This is a genomic window from Pseudobutyrivibrio sp. OR37, from assembly GCF_900113655.1.
GTDB lineage: Bacteria > Bacillota > Clostridia > Lachnospirales > Lachnospiraceae > Pseudobutyrivibrio.
Window position 1 is genome coordinate 104,657 of the sequence record NZ_FOQF01000008.1, and the last position, 16,166, is coordinate 120,822.

Annotated in this window: 17 protein-coding genes and 1 pseudogene; 2 read left to right on the top strand and 16 right to left on the bottom strand. The window is 40.2% G+C overall.

Going from position 1 to position 16,166, the window contains the following annotated elements; all coding sequences use genetic code 11:
* The first annotated feature begins 1 nt into the window (after window position 1).
* Window positions 2-526 carry a flavin reductase gene (locus BM097_RS05865; protein WP_090546883.1) on the top strand — a complete coding sequence of 175 codons (525 nt, stop codon included), beginning with the start codon at window positions 2-4 and terminating at the stop codon, window positions 524-526.
* A 124-nt stretch (window positions 527-650) separates the two neighbouring features.
* On the opposite strand, the gene BM097_RS05870 is transcribed toward BM097_RS05865, so the two are convergent.
* The 16 genes from BM097_RS05870 to BM097_RS05935 form a co-directional block, all read right to left on the bottom strand.
* Complete coding sequence (locus BM097_RS05870; protein ID WP_090546885.1) at window positions 651-1,070, bottom strand: 4Fe-4S dicluster domain-containing protein; 420 nt, start codon at window positions 1,068-1,070, stop codon at window positions 651-653.
* Between the two features lie 9 nt (window positions 1,071-1,079).
* Window positions 1,080-2,159 carry a hydrogenase large subunit gene (locus BM097_RS05875; protein ID WP_090546887.1) on the bottom strand — a complete coding sequence of 360 codons (1,080 nt, stop codon included), beginning with the start codon at window positions 2,157-2,159 and terminating at the stop codon, window positions 1,080-1,082.
* Window position 2,160: 1 nt separating this feature from the next.
* Window positions 2,161-2,523, bottom strand: a complete 363-nt coding sequence (locus BM097_RS05880) for an NADH-quinone oxidoreductase subunit C (RefSeq protein WP_036947649.1) — start codon at window positions 2,521-2,523, stop codon at window positions 2,161-2,163.
* Between the two features lie 12 nt (window positions 2,524-2,535).
* Entirely contained in the window at window positions 2,536-2,979 is a 444-nt protein-coding gene (locus tag BM097_RS05885) for an NADH-quinone oxidoreductase subunit B family protein (protein WP_090546890.1), read from the bottom strand.
* A 30-nt stretch (window positions 2,980-3,009) separates the two neighbouring features.
* Window positions 3,010-3,882, bottom strand: coding sequence for a complex I subunit 1 family protein (locus tag BM097_RS05890; RefSeq protein WP_090546892.1), 873 nt, complete (start codon window positions 3,880-3,882; stop codon window positions 3,010-3,012).
* A complete protein-coding gene (locus tag BM097_RS05895) occupies window positions 3,882-5,831 on the bottom strand; it encodes an NADH-quinone oxidoreductase subunit 5 family protein (protein WP_090546894.1) in 1,950 nt (649 codons plus the stop codon). Before BM097_RS05895 ends, BM097_RS05890 begins: the two co-directional genes overlap by 1 nt.
* A 210-nt stretch (window positions 5,832-6,041) precedes the next feature.
* Window positions 6,042-7,139, bottom strand: a complete 1,098-nt coding sequence (locus tag BM097_RS05900) for an HD-GYP domain-containing protein (RefSeq protein WP_090546896.1) — start codon at window positions 7,137-7,139, stop codon at window positions 6,042-6,044.
* A gap of 137 nt (window positions 7,140-7,276) precedes the next feature.
* Window positions 7,277-8,230 (bottom strand): ABC transporter permease, encoded by a 954-nt coding sequence (locus BM097_RS05905; RefSeq protein ID WP_090546898.1) that lies wholly within the window; start codon window positions 8,228-8,230, stop codon window positions 7,277-7,279.
* Window positions 8,231-8,233: 3 nt separating this feature from the next.
* Window positions 8,234-9,178 carry an ABC transporter permease gene (locus BM097_RS05910; RefSeq protein ID WP_242944665.1) on the bottom strand — a complete coding sequence of 315 codons (945 nt, stop codon included), beginning with the start codon at window positions 9,176-9,178 and terminating at the stop codon, window positions 8,234-8,236.
* The gene (locus tag BM097_RS16650) at window positions 9,178-9,366 is read right to left on the bottom strand and encodes a hypothetical protein (protein WP_242944666.1); all 189 of its coding nucleotides are present in this window, start codon (window positions 9,364-9,366) and stop codon (window positions 9,178-9,180) included. The genes BM097_RS05910 and BM097_RS16650 overlap by 1 nt, the downstream gene beginning before the upstream one ends.
* Entirely contained in the window at window positions 9,366-10,904 is a 1,539-nt protein-coding gene (locus BM097_RS05915) for an ABC transporter ATP-binding protein (protein ID WP_090546900.1), read from the bottom strand. The genes BM097_RS16650 and BM097_RS05915 overlap by 1 nt, the downstream gene beginning before the upstream one ends.
* Before the next feature lie 198 nt (window positions 10,905-11,102).
* Window positions 11,103-12,272 (bottom strand): BMP family lipoprotein, encoded by a 1,170-nt coding sequence (locus BM097_RS05920; RefSeq protein WP_090546902.1) that lies wholly within the window; start codon window positions 12,270-12,272, stop codon window positions 11,103-11,105.
* Window positions 12,273-12,376: 104 nt separating this feature from the next.
* Window positions 12,377-12,832, bottom strand: a complete 456-nt coding sequence (locus BM097_RS05925) for a cytidine deaminase (RefSeq protein ID WP_090546904.1) — start codon at window positions 12,830-12,832, stop codon at window positions 12,377-12,379.
* A 1-nt stretch (window position 12,833) separates the two neighbouring features.
* On the bottom strand, window positions 12,834-14,228 hold the full coding sequence (locus BM097_RS05930; RefSeq protein WP_090546906.1) for a tetratricopeptide repeat protein: 1,395 nt from the start codon (window positions 14,226-14,228) through the stop codon (window positions 12,834-12,836).
* Window positions 14,229-14,252: 24 nt separating this feature from the next.
* Window positions 14,253-14,399 (bottom strand): hypothetical protein, encoded by a 147-nt coding sequence (locus tag BM097_RS16315; protein ID WP_177197386.1) that lies wholly within the window; start codon window positions 14,397-14,399, stop codon window positions 14,253-14,255.
* Window positions 14,400-14,401: 2 nt separating this feature from the next.
* The gene (locus BM097_RS05935; protein WP_090546908.1) at window positions 14,402-15,802 is read right to left on the bottom strand and encodes a DUF342 domain-containing protein; all 1,401 of its coding nucleotides are present in this window, start codon (window positions 15,800-15,802) and stop codon (window positions 14,402-14,404) included.
* A gap of 166 nt (window positions 15,803-15,968) precedes the next feature.
* Here BM097_RS05935 and BM097_RS16490 point away from each other — a divergent pair.
* A pseudogene (locus BM097_RS16490) lies at window positions 15,969-16,166 on the top strand (ISNCY family transposase); the annotation flags it as partial.

A 16,166-nucleotide genomic window follows, 5' to 3' on the forward strand; every position in this document is an offset into this window, starting at 1 on the left:
TATGCATACCTTTCAACCTTATCCAATTGATATGCTAGAGTGGAATCCTATCCAAAAAGTGGCAGATGAAGGCATTGCCATTGTTGCTGAAGCAGATGGCGTAGTAAATGCAATGTCTTCACACAATGGTGGCGTTGGTCATATGTGGGGAAAGAATGTGGTGTATGGATTTTTGCGAAACACCCGCTACACCAAAGAACTACTTGATAGAAGCGAATATTTTTCCGCTTGCTTTTTTGATATGAATGACAAAAACAATGTTCAGCTTATGAAGGTACTTGATCAGCTAAGCGGTCGTAACGAAGATAAGCTAAAGCTATGTCATGTTAACATTGAGCATGCACTTAATGCACCTTATATCGATGAGGCTAATTTCATTATCCTTTGCAGAAAGATTGCTGCTGTTCCTATGACTGAAAATACTATACTGGATGAAAAGATTCTAACTGAAAATTATACAGCAAAGCATTTGGATGATTTCCATACGATGTATATTGGAGAGATTTTAGATATTAGGGCAAGATAATAAAAAGGCTTCCCCCTCTGGGGGAAGCTGTCACCGCAGGTGACTGATGAGGGCTATATATTAAATGCGACCCTCATCCGTCTGCTGCGCAGACACCTTCCCCCAAAGGGGGAAGGCTATTTTTTTATGCCTGTGGCTGTGCAGGTGCAGCAGCATTTGCTGCAGGTGCTGCAGCTGGCTTAGCAGCTGGCTTTGGTGGTTCGTAAGGAACTTCTACTGAGTAAGTAAACTTCTCAGGGCCTGGCTCCTGATAACCTGGTGTGATAGATAAGCACTTCTTTGGGCACTTCTCTACACAGTAACCACACTGAATGCAGTCGAAGCGGTTGATAGTCCATGTCTTACCTGCTCTATCAACTTTGATTGCCCCTGGAGGGCAGCTACGCATGCACATTCCGCAAAGGATGCACTGGTCTTTATTAATATCTACATGACCTCTTGTACGCTCTGGGTACTCCTTTGGTACGAAAGGATACTGAGTTGTAGCTGGCTCAGAAAAGAGGTTCTTTAAAACTTGTTTAGTAAATGGTAAAAATTGTCCCATATTATCCTCCTATCTTTCTGTACAACTAATACAAGGGTCAATAGTAAGTACGAGAAGTGGCACGTCACCGTACTGGCATCCCTGAAGTGTCTGTGTAAGTGCAGGGATGTTTGCGAATGTAGGTGTGCGGACTCTGAAGCGGTCTAAGAACTTAGTGCCGTTAGCACGTACGTGATAGAAAGCCTCACCTCTTGGCTGCTCAACGCGGATGATTGACTCACCGTTTGGCATACCAGTAACCTTTGTATTGATTTCTGTATCAGGAATCTTTGCTACAGCCTGTCTGATGATATCGATTGACTGGAAGATTTCTCCAATACGAACCTCACAACGAGCGTATGAATCGCAGTTGTTAGATGTAATTACATCAAAGTCGATATCGTTGTATGCTGCATATCCATTCTTTCTCATATCTACGCTGATACCAGATGCTCTCATCATTGGACCTACTGCTCCACGACGGATTGCATCCTCACCTGTAAGGATACCAACGCCTACAAGACGGCTCTTAACTGTGTAATCGTTAAGGAAGATGCTTGTTGTCTCACGGATTTCCTTTTCCATATCATCAAGCTTCTTAACGAATTCCTTAAGCATATCGTTAGGCATATCCTTAAGAACACCACCGATTGTGTTTACAGAGAAAATAACACGTCCACCTGTTGATGCTTCGAACATATCAAGGATGTTCTCACGAAGTCTCCACGAATGCATGAAGAGTGACTCGAATCCAAATCCATCAGCAAGAAGACCAAGCCATAATAAGTGGCTATGGAGACGGCTCATCTCGCACCAGATTGTACGAAGATAATCTGCACGACGAGGAACCTCTACGTTCATGATATCCTCAAGTGCCATACAGTATCCCATACCATGCATGTATGAGCAGATACCGCAGATACGCTCTGCAACGTATACCATCTCGTTGAAATCCTTTTTGCTTGTAAGGCTCTCAAGACCTCTATGAATAAATCCAATAGAAGGAATAGCAGCTAAAACCTTCTCGTCCTCCAAAACTAAATCAAGATGAATAGGCTCTGGAAGAACAGGATGCTGTGGGCCGTAAGGTACGATACTTCTCTTTCCCATGCTACTTGTCCTCCTTTTCAATGAATGGTGTCTCTACATCGATACGATAAAGCTTATCGTGAAGATCAACCTTAATATTTTCTACATTAAGTCCCCAAAGCTCGTGCATCTCGTTCTCATAGTAGATAGCTGACTTGTATACACGAGAGATTGATGGAACATCCTCGTCCTTCTCAACGATAAGACGATAGTTAGCAAAATCATATCCATTAGCAAATGAATATGTTACTTCATAGTGATTTTCTGCCTTTGGGAAAGAGCAGCAAATCTGGCAAAGTCTCCAAAGAGCATTCTTCTTCTCCATGATGACCTGGAGGAGCTCTGCCTTATCAATTAAATACATATCCTTTTTAATTTCCTGCATAATATCCTCCTACTAATTAGCTTTCTCAGAAGCCTTAAGTGCTGCTGCCTTTTCCTGGAAAAGTGCTACACCCTTAACAACACCATCGATGATTGACTCTGGACGAGCTGCACATCCTGGAACATAAATATCAACAGGGATTACTGTGTCTGCTCCGCCCTTGATGTTGTAGCATTCCTTGAAAATACCACCTGTACATGCACATGTACCTACGGCGATAACTACCTTTGGCTGTGGCATCTGCTCGTAAATCTGCTTAACAACAGCTTCGTTCTGAGAGTTGATACCACCAGTAATAAGGAAAATATCAGCATGCATTGGGTTACCTGTGTTGATAACGCCGAAACGCTCTACATCATAAACAGGTGTTGTACATGCTAAAACTTCAATATCACATCCATTACAGCTACTTCCATCATAGTGGAGTAGCCAAGGTGATTTATGTATTGTACTCATTTTAATTCCTCCTAATTATATACTCACCCATTAACCACGAATAATCTCTAATAATAAGAGGTTCATTCCGGCTGCAACAATTGTAACGCCCCAAGCAAGCTTAAGCATAAGCTGCCATTTAACTCTTGCTGATGTGTTGTCGATGAGGATTTCAAGGAACCATACAACAAGGATAGCGATAATTGCGCCAACAATAGATACTGGGTTGCTGTTAAGGAAGAACAATCCAACTATACCAAGAAGTATTGCATTCTCGTACCACTCAGCAAGTGTAACCATTCCGTATTCCTTACCTACCATCTCAGATGTAACACCCTTGATAACTTCCTGGTGTGCATGATGTGATGTAGCAATATCGAATGGTGACTTTCTGAATTTGATTGTAAGGATAAATACAAAGCCTACAAAGAATCCAGGAAGAAATGCGATTGGCGAAATAGAAGTCTTAACGATTTCATTTACATTAAATGTACCAATAGCAAGATAAAAACCAACTGCAACTAAAAGCTCCATTGGCTCACATGACATAATCTGAACAAGCTCTCTGTGAGTACCCTGTGCAGAGTATGGTGAGTGAGTTGATGTTGAAGCAAGGATTAAGAACATAGCTGCTGTAGAAAGTGAAAATACTACAAGCAAAATGTCAAATCCGCCGAAGAAAAGGACACCTGACAAAACGATGAATACTAAGTATGAACGAATCATAAATAGCTGAGCCTTGTTAGCTGTTAAAAATTCCTTTTCGAATAACTTCTTTAAATCGAAGAATGGCTGAAGTACTGATGGTCCACGTCTGCCCTGCATACGTGCAGAAATCTTTCTATCAAAGCCATCTAATAATCCGATAACGAAAGGTGCGAGGAGCACATAAAGTACTGCGCTTATAATACGTTCTGTAACCATTAGAATGCACCTCCTATTACGATAATCATGTAAACAATAATAATAACTGTTGATACCATGATTGCTGGTGTGAATAACTTCTTCTCACCCATGATGTCTTCCATGTAGAAGTTAGAGATGTGCATCTCCTTAGGGTCACCTGTTGAAGAAACAAAGTTGAAGTTGTCTCCGCAGTTAGCACCACCCATGTATGTGATAACCTGCTTTGCCTTTGTGTTCTTTGTTAATACATAGTTGATTGCTGGAATAACAAAAACACCAACAAGTAATACAATCATGATAATAATATTCTGGTATGAAATAACCTGTACATCTGTACCGAACATCTCGTTAGACATTGGCTTAAGCACATGTGATGAAAGCCATGGGAATCCAAGGATAAGGGCAACCATCATAATTGCGTGGAAGAACATTGAGATGTACTCGTTCTTCTTTGTAAGGTCTCTTGACTTTTCCTTTCCAGAAGCGCCAAGAATCTTTGATAACCACTTTGTCCAGTAGAACATTGTTGTAGCTGAACCGAAGCAGATGAAAAGTACCATAAGTGTTGATACATATACTGATGTTGTATCGATGAATGCCTTAAGAGCTGCCCACTTAGAAATAAGCATACCAAATGGTGCAAGGAACATTCCTGCGATACCAATCATAAGTACAACTGCAAGCTTAGGGAAGAGTGAAATCAATCCCTGCATGTCTTCTACGTCACGGCTACCTGTTGTGTTTTCGATAGCACCAACGCACTGGAAGAGCATTGACTTTGAAACAGCATGGAAAATTACAAGGAATACTGCTGCCCAGATTGTCTCTTCGTAACCACAGCCTGTACATGCAACGATAAGACCAAGGTTAGAGATTGTAGAGTAAGCAAGTACCTTCTTTCCATCTGATACTGAAATAGCAAGGCAAGATGCTGCAAGGAATGTGAAGCCACCAACAAGGGCAACCATGTTTCCTACGTAATTGTCAGCCATTGCTACTGAAATACGAATAAGAAGATATACACCAGCCTTAACCATTGTTGCACTGTGAAGAAGTGCAGATGAAGGTGTAGGTGCAACCATGGCTCCAAGTAACCATCCTGAGAATGGGAACTGAGCTGACTTTGTAAGTGCTGCAAAAGCAAGGCAAGCGATTGGAACTAAGCATAATGTAGTTGAAATGCCCATGTACTTGCTAAGGATTGCAATCTTAATCATGTCGTAAAGATTTACGTTCTGGTATAATAACACACCAATTGCAATTGCTGCTGCGATTCCGCAACCACCAAGAAGGTTCATCCATAAAGCTTTGAACGAATTGTTGATTGCTTCGTCTGTGCGAGTGTATCCAATAAGCAAGAATGATGTAACTGATGTGATTTCCCAGAAGAAATACAACCAGATAAGGCTCTGTGAAAATACAAGGCCGAACATTGCTCCGAAGAATACGAAAATCATTGCAAGGAAGAAGCTACGTCTGTCTGTAAGCTCCTTGTGGTGATGAATGTGATAACCATGCATGTAACCTACTGCATAAATACCAATCAAAGAACCAACCACACCGATGATAAGAATCATTACGAATGTGAGCCAGTCAAAGTGAAGGGCTGGAAGCTCTTTTACCTTTGGTCCAAAAAGCTCGAGTGCTGCTACAAGTACTGTCTGTACGATAGCGAGCAGTGAAATAACCCCCTTCTTGTACTTGAATGAAAGATATGTGATTAAACACATTAAGAAGATATCGCCAACTAAGATAACATGATCAAATGCCTCTTTGTATGGCAAATCGAAATCCATGGCCTGGCCTCCTGCCAAGTACCACTTAACAGCTGTAAAAACCGAAAGTGCAATAACGATTCCACAACCTAGATAGACGAAAAATGCTCTGCACTTAGAATTGTGAATAACTGCAGGCAAAATCGCCCAGAGAAATGGTAAACAGATTAAAGCTGTTACTAACATTTCCATTGTCATTTCCTCCTTTTACTTTAGCTCTTTTAAATATATATTAAATTCCCGCTGGGAAATTAGAGCCAATTGTTCATTATTTCACAAACTATACTATACCACAAATTTATCCTCTATGATTAGCTTTTGTACGATTTTTCTCAGTTTTTTATTTTCGTTTTTTACATAAAAAAACCAGCACGTTATTTCTAACATGCTGGCTATAAATTCTTATATACATGCCTTAATAAATAGGTCCGTTCTTTCACGCAAATCTACGAAGGTTCCATCATCTAATTTAACAAGAGGACTTGATAAAGCCTTGCTGTTAATCATGGTGATTATTCCTCTACTATTATCAGAAAGCAACACCCCAGTGCCGATATATGAATCTGCGATATTTTCTAAGAATATCTGTAGAACCTTTTGATCATATTTTGAGGGTTCGGCTCGTTGGAATTGGGCAATTACCTCGAAAGGACATACTCCTGCTCGATAACATCTATCAGCTGTCATTGCATCATATACATCAGTAATAGATATAATCTTTGAAAATGGATTTATGAAATCCTTTGTAAGGCCGTATGGATAACCGCTACCATCATTTCTTTCGTGATGTTGAAGAGCGGCTAGCTTTATTCTTCTATCAATCGGTTCACCTGTCAAAAGATGATAGCCAAGCAGTGGGTGTTCAGCCATTCTTCCAAATTCTTCTGGTGTAAGTGGACCTTCTTTAGTAAGGATTTCATTTGGTATCAATGACTTTCCTATATCATGATATAGACCGCACATCGTAAGCACATCTAATTCTTTTTTATCAGTGATTCCAAGCCAACCGCCACATACTCGAGATATTATGGCAACATTTACAGAGTGCTTGTAGGTGCTAGCATCAATTTCCTGAACATTCAGCATCATGGCCATTATTCCAAGACCAGTGGAATGTTCCTCAAAAACAGTTTTGATATCCTCCATCAAAGCATCATCATCAAGATTTCCTTGCTTTGTCACAAAATCATTAATGATATTTTCCAATTGATCGGCGCATTTTACGTATGCGCGCTTAAACTCGGCGAATTCCTCACTGTTTTGAATACGCCAAGATTGTGTTTCCCCAATAAACTCGTCAGGTGCTTCCAGTTGATACTTTTCTACAGCATCCTCCTCATCCTGCACCCAGAGCGACTTAACCCCATAATAGCTTACATGCAAAAGCTGCTGTGCAGTCAGTGGTGTTCCTGCATCAGCCAACAGCTGCCCCCTGGGACTCACTATCTTTTCTGCAAGTATCATACCAGGTTTAATTTCTGCAACTTCTATCTGTCTCATTGTAATCCACTTACCTTTCTACACAAGCGTATTATGCGACTCCTTTATTGTACAGCGTAACAGTTAAGATTTTGTGAAATATGCAAATAAAAATGACTGGCAAATAATGCCAGCCATTTGTGTATCTTTGTATTAAATTATCTCTGTCCCTTATCGTAAGGAATACCCTCGGCCTTTGGTGCACGAGAATTCTGTGATGTGAATGCAAGTACGATAAGTGAAACAATGTATGGGAACATGTTGTAAACAGTTCCTGAGATTGGAAGTGCATGAAGGAATCCAATACCCATATATACGTTTGAAAGCGAGCGGAACAATGCGAAAAGCACTGCTGACCAAGCGATACGCTCTGGCTTCCACTGTCCAAAAATCATAACAGCAAGAGCAAGGAAACCTGCACCAGCTACACCATAATCAAAGTGCCATGTTGAGTTGGCAGCGCAGATGTAGATGATACCACCAAGTCCACCAAGGAAACCTGACATAAGTACACCAATGTAACGCATAGCGTAAACATTGATACCTACAGAATCTGCAGCCTGTGGATGCTCACCGCAAGCACGAATACGAAGTGCAAGCTTTGTCTTGTAGAAGAATACGATTGCAACTACAAGAAGAAGTGCTGCAACAACGATGAACCAGCTAAGCTGAAGCTTACCGATGTAGAATACGAAAGCATCATGGCCCCTTACGTAATCAAGCTTTGCTGAGAAATCTGCGCCGTTTGAACGAACTGTGTTGAAAGCCTTGATAATAACTGTTGCAGCTGCTGTAGCAAGCATATTTACCGCCGTACCAATCAAAGTCTGATCAGCCTTGAAGTTGATACATGCAACCGCAATCAAAAGTGATGAAAGCATACCTGCTAATGCAGATGCTAACAATGTAAGTAAGATAATTGTAAAACGTGATGCATCACTTGGAAGAAGAACCATTACCATGGCACCAGCCATAGCACCAAATACCATGATACCTTCAAGACCAAGGTTGATGATACCGCTTCGCTCTGAGAACATACCTCCCAAAGCTACAAGAATAAGTACTGCCGAGAAAATAAGTGTATATTGAATAAGTAATAATAATCCAGACATCTCTTACACCTCCTTCTCTTCAGTTTTAGCAGGCTCAGCATTAGCATTAACCTTTACCTTACCTGGTCTGTTAAGTATTGTCTTGAAGAACAATACGAATCCGCATAAGTAAATGATGATTGCAATCATAAGATCAGCAACCTGTGGATTATAGTAGTTTGTGTTAAGGTACTGACCACCAAGTGTGATGTACTCAACAAATAAACCAGCAAAAATAGTTCCGATAGGATTAAGTCCACCAAGGAATGCAACAGCGATACCTGTGAATCCCATGCCTGGAACTGAAGATGCAATCTTGAAGTGCTGAATGCCTGTTAAGTAGAGAAGACCTGCAGCCATACCTGCGATAGCTCCTGAAATAAGGAGTGTAAACATGATGTTTCTCTTAGCATTCATACCTGCATATTTTGCAGCTTCCTTGTTATGACCTGTAGCCTTAAGCTCATAACCAAATGTTGTCTTGTTAAGAACAATAAGAATAACGATAGCAACAACAATTGTAAGTGGAATAGCGATTGTCACATACTGGTTGCCACCAAAGAATTCCTGCATAAATCCAGGTAAAATACCTGAAGGATTAACCTCTGCGATTTCGTATGTCTCTGACTTAGACTGGTTCATACATGCCTCACCACCAAGGATGATGTTACAAATATAAAGACCAATCCAGTTAAGCATGATACCTGCAATAACTTCGTTTACATTGAAGTAAGCCTTGAAGATACCTGCGATAAGTCCCCAGATACCACCAGCAACGATAGCTGCAAGTAAGCAGAAGAACCAATTCCAGCCAAGTGCAAGTGATGTATAAAGGCTGGCAATAATACCAACTGTGTACTGTCCAGCTGCACCAATGTTAAATAGTCCAGCCTTGTAAGCAAATAGAATTGCCTCTGCACAAAGAATAACTGGCACTGAGTTTACAAGGAATGAACCCATGTATTTCATCAATGTCTTTGTGCTATTCTATATTTGAAGAAGTTTGTAAGAATTGCTCCCATACCTTCTGAGGCATGTTCTGCATTCATAAACCAAAGAATAATAAATCCAATTAAAATACCAAGTACGGCACATAAAACTGAAGCAAGTAATGTCTGTACTGCTGGTCTCTTAAAAAAGCTTTCTTTCTGTCCCATTACTTAGCCTCCCTTCTATCGTCACGCTTAGCGCCTGACATGTATAATCCTAATTCTTGAAGAGTAGTCTTCTTAGGGTCAACCTCACCAACGATTTCACCCTCGTACATAACTAAAATTCTATCTGAAAGATTCATTACCTCATCAAGTTCAAGGGAAACTAAGAGAATTGCCTTACCAGCATCTCTTTCTTTAACAATTTCTTTGTGGATATACTCGATAGCACCAACGTCCAAACCTCTTGTAGGCTGAACAGCAATAAGAAGCTCATGGTCTCTGTCCATCTCACGTGCAACGATTGCCTTCTGCTGGTTACCACCAGACATTGAACGAACCTTTGTGATTGCACCCTGACCGGAACGAACATCAAATGCTTTTGTTAAACGCTCTGAATATGTACGCATATCCTTTTTCTTAATGATTCCACCCTTCTGGAAGGCTGGCTCAAAGTATCTTTGAAGAATCATGTTTTCCTCAAGAGAGTAGTCTAATACAAGACCGTGCTTATGTCTGTCTTCTGGAATATGGCTCATTCCGTGAGTATTCTTATAACGGATAGATTTTTTAGTAATATCCTCGCCGCACAATGTAATCTTTCCGCTAGAAATATCATCAAGTCCTGTAAGCGCCCCAACAAACTCTGTTTGACCATTTCCATCAATACCTGCGATACATACGATTTCACCTGCACGAACGTTAAATGAAACGTTGTGAACTGAATCGTTAGAGTGAATCTTGCTCTTTACGCAAACATTCTCAACCTTGAGAACTTCTTTTGTAGGCTTAGCTTCTTCCTTATCAACAGCGAACTTAACATTACGTCCAACCATCATTGAAGAAAGCTCTTCCTTTGTAGTGTTTGCTACATCAACTGTGCCGATGTACTTACCTTTTCTAAGGATTGAACATCTATCTGCTACTTCCATGATTTCGTTTAGCTTATGAGTGATAAACAAGATTGACTTACCCTCTGCTGCTAAATCCTTCATGATTTTCATGAGCTCATCAATTTCCTGTGGTGTAAGAACCGCAGTAGGCTCATCAAAGATAAGAATATCATTATCTCTGTAAAGCATCTTAAGAATTTCTACACGCTGCTGCATACCAACAGTAATATCCTCGATGAGCGCATCAGGATCAACCTTAAGATTGTACTTATTTGATAAATCCATAACCTTTTTTCTAGCCTCTGCTTTTGTTAAAAAGCCAAACTTGCTAGGCTCTGAACCAAGGATGATGTTATCAAGTACTGAGAAAATATCAACCAACATGAAATGCTGGTGAACCATTCCAATACCTAAATCGGTAGCATCATTTGGATTGTTAATTTTTACTTCCTTGCCATCCTTTTTAATGACACCCTTTTCCGGTGTATAAAGTCCGAATAATACACTCATAAGTGTGGACTTACCGGCACCATTCTCCCCGAGAAGTGCATGTATTTCACCGCGCTTCAACTGCAAAGTGATGTCGTCATTTGCAATGATGCCTGGGAACTCTTTTGTGATATGCAACATCTCAATTACGTAATCTTCCATCGCAATATACCCTTTCTTTTGTGATAGCTACATATGGCGCTTATTAACTATCTATTTGCTGATAATGCTCTCCCCTTAATGAACAGCAAAACCATAAAAAATAATACGCTATACATATTATATTTTATAGCTTTGTTTATTTCAAAAAAAAGGGAAGGATTTAAATCCCTCCCTTTTGTAAAAAGCCTCTCGGGAATATTAGTGAATATTGTCATACTCCTTAACAGTGATTTCTGTTGCAGGCATCTTGTCTGTACCGTTATCAACTGTGATTGTTCCGTCATATAACTGACCAACAAGTGTGTTGTAATCATCTACTGTGAAGTTTTCCATAGACCATGTGTCTGTTGGAAGCTGAACATAGTTAAGTGAAGGATCTGTACCTGATACGATACCAAGGTTTTCAATCTTTCCTGAGTAGTTAGCCCAGTTGCCAGCAAATAAATCTGTAAGTGTAGCATCAACTGTTGGAGCAAGACCCTTCATAGCCGAAGTTATGCAAAGATCATCTGTGCCGTACTGGTTAGCAATTGTGCCAGACTGGTCAGAGTCAACACCGATTACCTTACCGCCAACCTTCTGAGCTGCCTCGCAAGCTGATGTGTAGATACCACCACCACAAGCGAATACAACTTCTGTGCCGTTTGAATACCATGTATCCATCTGAGCTGTGATAGCTTCATCACCGAAGAACTGGCCACCATATACATAGTTAACCTGAACATCTGAAGCATTACCAAGCTCTACTGCTGCATCGTTACATCCCTGTACGAAACCGTAACCGTAACGGATAACAGCTGGAACTGCCATACCGCCAAGGAAACCAAGCTTTGTGTAGCCTTCCTTAACAGCTGCGAAACCTGCCATGTAACCAGCAAGCTCTTCCTGATATGTGAATGAGCAAACATTTTCTGGAAGTGTGTAATCACCAAAATCACCTTCACCACAGTCAAGAGCGATGATTGTTACATCTGGATAATCCTCAGCAACAGCCTTGATCATGTTTGCAAATAAATAACCTGGAACTACGATAACATTGTAACCATCTGTTACAGCGTTCTCAAATGAAGCGATACGAGCATCATCTGAATCTTCTGTAGGCTTATAGTACTGGAAATCAGCACCATTCTTGTCTGCAAATGCCTTAGCAGCCTCATAAGTTGTCTGGTTGAATGACATATCTGTGATATCACCAGAGTCTGTAATCATTGCGATTCTGTAATCGCTGTTAGTTGCTGCTGAATCTGCAGCCCCCTCTTCTGTTGTTGCTGTTGCATCTGAAGCAGCTTCTTTAGATGAACCACAACCAACAAACATAGTAGCTACCATTGAAGCTACAAGAAGTACGCTTAATAACTTCTTTTTCATTCTTTCATTCCTCCTAATTTTTGGTTTCTCTAATTATATAGAAACTCATAATATAAATTATATTTAATTTCATTATTTTTGCAAGAACAATGATGATTTTGTGTTTATTTTATGTCCAAATTTTTTGGACCAAATCCGTAAGGAAGTATTTCTTTAAGCGATTTGTCTACTATTTTAACATCCTCAGGCTGAATTTTTGTTAAATCATCCACATTCTTAACTTCTGCGAGAAGGATTCTAAAAGTTTCTGGGTCTCCAAACTCGTTTAAGACCTGTCTACATACGCCACAAGGTGCGCAAAGTGGTAAATCTTTTAGGTTATCCATACCACCTACAACTGCAATTGCTTCAAAATCGTAATAACCCTCACTAACTGCTTTGAACACTGCTGTTCTTTCTGCACAGTTTGTTGGTGTGTAGCCTGCATTTTCGATGTTGCAGCCCTTGAAGACTGTTCCATCCTTACATAAAAGTGCAGCTCCAACCTTGTGGTGAGAATATGGTGTGTAAGCCATTTCTCTCGCCTCTAAGGCCATTTTTACTAACTCATAATCTGTCATTTTATTCACCTACCTCTTTAGCATCAAGCTTGGTGTCATCTGCTGCGATGTATACCTTAGCCTGTTTTCCCCATTTATTTGAAGGGTAGAGTTCAACCACTTTCTCAAAGCATTCAAGTGCCAAATCTGTCTGGTCTGTCAATCTGTAGCAATCGCCAAGTAAAAACAGAGCAGCTCCATTGCCGTAGTTTTCATCGATATCAACTACAGTCTTAAAGTTTGTGATTGCGCTCTCGTAATTTTCTTCTGAATAGAAATTGTTACCATCATCAAAAAAGCCCTGGATAATCGCTGGTGAAAGTGCTGTGTACAAGGTATCATAAGCCTGCTGTCCCTGCTCACCTAAAACTTCCTTTGTAACCAGCTGAATGTACTGGCTGGCAGTAGCACTATCTCCCGAATTGTAATAATTCTGGGCAGCAAATAAATTGTCGTAGGATGTAGCAACATCCTGTTTGTCGTCATAAGCGCTTAACTCGGTTTTCAGCTTTTCAATGTCTGATTGAAGTGATTCATTAGCTGAATTCGACTCTGCCAAAGCCTCGTTAAGGGCAAGTATTGTATTTGAATTGCCATCCTTGGCGTTGTCCTTAACTGTAGGAACTACAAGGAAGAAGCAAATCAGCATACCGATTACAAGTCCAAGAATAATATTCATTAGGCTGGACCTTGAATTGTCCAGCATGCTTCTAAAGGACTTTTCAGACATCACTACTGTGTCATTGCCATCCACAAAGGATACTGTGTCGTTTTTCTTTCTGCGTTTTCCAGTGTTCTGGTCCTTTAATCTGGCCTTGACCTCATGAATATACTTTATAGTTGTAGTATTATTACTATCAATTTTTGCAGCCTGGTTCAAAAGCTTTCTGGCATCTGCAAATTTGCCTTCCTCCAAATAAAGCAACGCCAAAAGCTGATGTGCTTTGACAAAATTAGCATTCTGGCTAATAACCTTTTTCAGCTGAATAATAGCCAAATCTCTGCTTCCAGATTTACAATATTCAATTGCCTGATTGTACTTTTTGATAGTGGAATTTACCTTTGGCAAAAGTCCAGGCGTGCTTTCGATTTCAGCCAGATATCTGTCTGCATCAGGATTATCCTCCTGCAGATTTTTTGAAATAACCCACTCGTTTAATGCGCGGACCATTTCGCCTGTCTGGTAGTAACATAGCCCAAGTAAATTTCTCGCTCTTGTGTTGTATTTGTAATATTGGAGCGATGATTTTAGAGCTTCAATTGCACCAGATAAATCCCTGACCTTAGCCTTTTCCAAGCCTTGATTATAGAACACGTACGACGTGTAAACGATTTGTTTATATAACAAAATATCGGCGCCGCAATTGTAACATACATTACTGTCACCAACTTCGGCACCACACATAAAACACTGCATTGATTATTCTCCACTAAACCTAAACTATTTTGTCCCGTTATTGTTCTGAGCTGTCATATTAAAAAGTAAGTCTGTTAAATCTGTCAAATCTCTTGCTTTAATATCAGCCTCAGCCTGCTCAACTTCAATAGCAGGTTCATACTTCTTAAGCTCTTCCTCAAAATCTATCATAATTATCCACCAATTTTCCTAAGCTTTACGCCTTCTTCACTTTTTTCAATCTCTACTCGCTCATACAGTTCCTGAATTGTAACATGATGATCGTCGACTGAAATATTACTTCCGGCATATAATCTTCTAAAAACTTTTATAGTTGCGCCACGGCCAGACAAAATTACATCCTTAAGTCTGCCAAGCTTTTTTGTTTCTTCTAGGACAACTGCCTCATCTCTGATTCTAACTCTAAGCAGCTGCATTCTACGAGGATCTTCTTTATAGTTAATTCCTCGTTCCTCACCTAGTCTATCAAATTCTTCGATGCCCTTTTTAATCTTTTGGACATTCTCATTTATTGCCTGAATCTTCTTTGCAAGTATTTCGTATTCAGTAGCTTTTTCAACATCAATTCCTACAGCAACGTTTGTTGTAGTTCCGAAGGCATTACCAATATCATTTACCTCGATGCCCTGGACTGCTGAAACGTAGCCACCTATTATGGACGCATTGTTACCGTTAAGCTCGATACGACCATCGCAAGAAACCTTGCTTTTGAAGAAATAATCTGCTGTGATATCGCCGCCACATGTAACGATTGCATACTCAACAAACTGTGCTGTAACAGAGCCTCTGCAATCTATGATTGTTTTCTCATTACCCTTAACACCAGATAATAGGAACAAATCTTTTCCGGCCTTAATGTCGCAATCCTCAATCAGACCGTGAATAATTACATTTCCAGCAGCATCAATAACGGCGCCATCATGCACACCACCGTGCACGATGACATCGCCGTTGAATTTAATGTTTCCTGTTTCGATTCCTACATCCCCTTTAACCTCGTGTACTGGAGATATATTAATCTTACCCTGATTAACCTCAATCTTACCTGTGATTTTAGCTGTGTAGGTAAGATTGTCCGCAGACCTGTCGAAGCCTCTTCCGATAAGTGGAGGAAGGTCTCTAACTGGCTTTGGTTCAAGTATCTGACCTCTTACAGACATACCACGACTTCCCTGTACGGCAGGATGATATGTTGCAATAACGTCTCCCTCTTGTATTGTTTCAATTGTTTTTATACTCATGTAATCAGCCGTACCATCTGGTCGGATGGTAGGCTTACGATTAACAGTTGTATCAAAATGATATTCAAAATATCCTGGAGTGCCCTGCTGTTGTGCAGTACCTTCTGCAACCTTGATAGGCCTTCCATAAATAGGACTATTGGACAATCTGACCAGCATATCCTGATCAATTCCAAAGGTAATATTTGCATTACTCAAGAACCCAAGCAACTGAGCTGCAGTAAACTTGGGCACTTCATTCTTTCCGTCTGGAATCTTAAAAGTCATAGTGGCTTCTAAGCCGTTCGATGAGACTTGAATTTTTGGTGCAAATGCATTAATTGGCGTTGCCATAAGTCCCCCAAATAAAAAACTTGTTATAGGCGTTTGCAAAACGCCACAAGCCGCGTAAATGCGGCATTTTTTGTTAACTAAAAAAGAATAACTCCCCACTGATATGGTACAATAGAATTGACGAGAAACCACTGTACTAACCAAGAAAGGAGTTATTCTGATATATATGATACCATATAAACAGCTTTCTTTGGCTGATATTTATTCAGACTGCCAAGATAAACTTGAAAATGACAAGCCTGCGTTTCTGGCTCTATTAGAAACCTATATCAATCTTGATGAAATTATCCCGATTTCTTTCAGAAATCATTTCTATGCATCAACGGGCAGAACCCGTAAATACCCTTTGCAAGCGTTACTTTGG

Bases quoted from the DNA above. Each gene is read 5' to 3' on its own strand.
- BM097_RS05865 (WP_090546883.1), top strand. From the start codon at position 2: ATGCATACCTTTCAACCTTATCCAATTGATATGCTAGAGTGGAATCCT.
- BM097_RS05870 (WP_090546885.1), bottom strand. From the start codon at position 1,070: ATGGGACAATTTTTACCATTTACTAAACAAGTTTTAAAGAACCTCTTT.
- BM097_RS05875 (WP_090546887.1), bottom strand. From the start codon at position 2,159: ATGGGAAAGAGAAGTATCGTACCTTACGGCCCACAGCATCCTGTTCTT.
- BM097_RS05880 (WP_036947649.1), bottom strand. From the start codon at position 2,523: ATGCAGGAAATTAAAAAGGATATGTATTTAATTGATAAGGCAGAGCTC.
- BM097_RS05885 (WP_090546890.1), bottom strand. From the start codon at position 2,979: ATGAGTACAATACATAAATCACCTTGGCTACTCCACTATGATGGAAGT.
- BM097_RS05890 (WP_090546892.1), bottom strand. From the start codon at position 3,882: ATGGTTACAGAACGTATTATAAGCGCAGTACTTTATGTGCTCCTCGCA.
- BM097_RS05895 (WP_090546894.1), bottom strand. From the start codon at position 5,831: ATGGAAATGTTAGTAACAGCTTTAATCTGTTTACCATTTCTCTGGGCG.
- BM097_RS05900 (WP_090546896.1), bottom strand. From the start codon at position 7,139: ATGAGACAGATAGAAGTTGCAGAAATTAAACCTGGTATGATACTTGCA.
- BM097_RS05905 (WP_090546898.1), bottom strand. From the start codon at position 8,230: ATGTCTGGATTATTATTACTTATTCAATATACACTTATTTTCTCGGCA.
- BM097_RS05910 (WP_242944665.1), bottom strand. From the start codon at position 9,178: ATGAAATACATGGGTTCATTCCTTGTAAACTCAGTGCCAGTTATTCTT.
- BM097_RS16650 (WP_242944666.1), bottom strand. From the start codon at position 9,366: ATGGGACAGAAAGAAAGCTTTTTTAAGAGACCAGCAGTACAGACATTA.
- BM097_RS05915 (WP_090546900.1), bottom strand. From the start codon at position 10,904: ATGGAAGATTACGTAATTGAGATGTTGCATATCACAAAAGAGTTCCCA.
- BM097_RS05920 (WP_090546902.1), bottom strand. From the start codon at position 12,272: ATGAAAAAGAAGTTATTAAGCGTACTTCTTGTAGCTTCAATGGTAGCT.
- BM097_RS05925 (WP_090546904.1), bottom strand. From the start codon at position 12,832: ATGACAGATTATGAGTTAGTAAAAATGGCCTTAGAGGCGAGAGAAATG.
- BM097_RS05930 (WP_090546906.1), bottom strand. From the start codon at position 14,228: ATGCAGTGTTTTATGTGTGGTGCCGAAGTTGGTGACAGTAATGTATGT.
- BM097_RS16315 (WP_177197386.1), bottom strand. From the start codon at position 14,399: ATGATAGATTTTGAGGAAGAGCTTAAGAAGTATGAACCTGCTATTGAA.
- BM097_RS05935 (WP_090546908.1), bottom strand. From the start codon at position 15,802: ATGGCAACGCCAATTAATGCATTTGCACCAAAAATTCAAGTCTCATCG.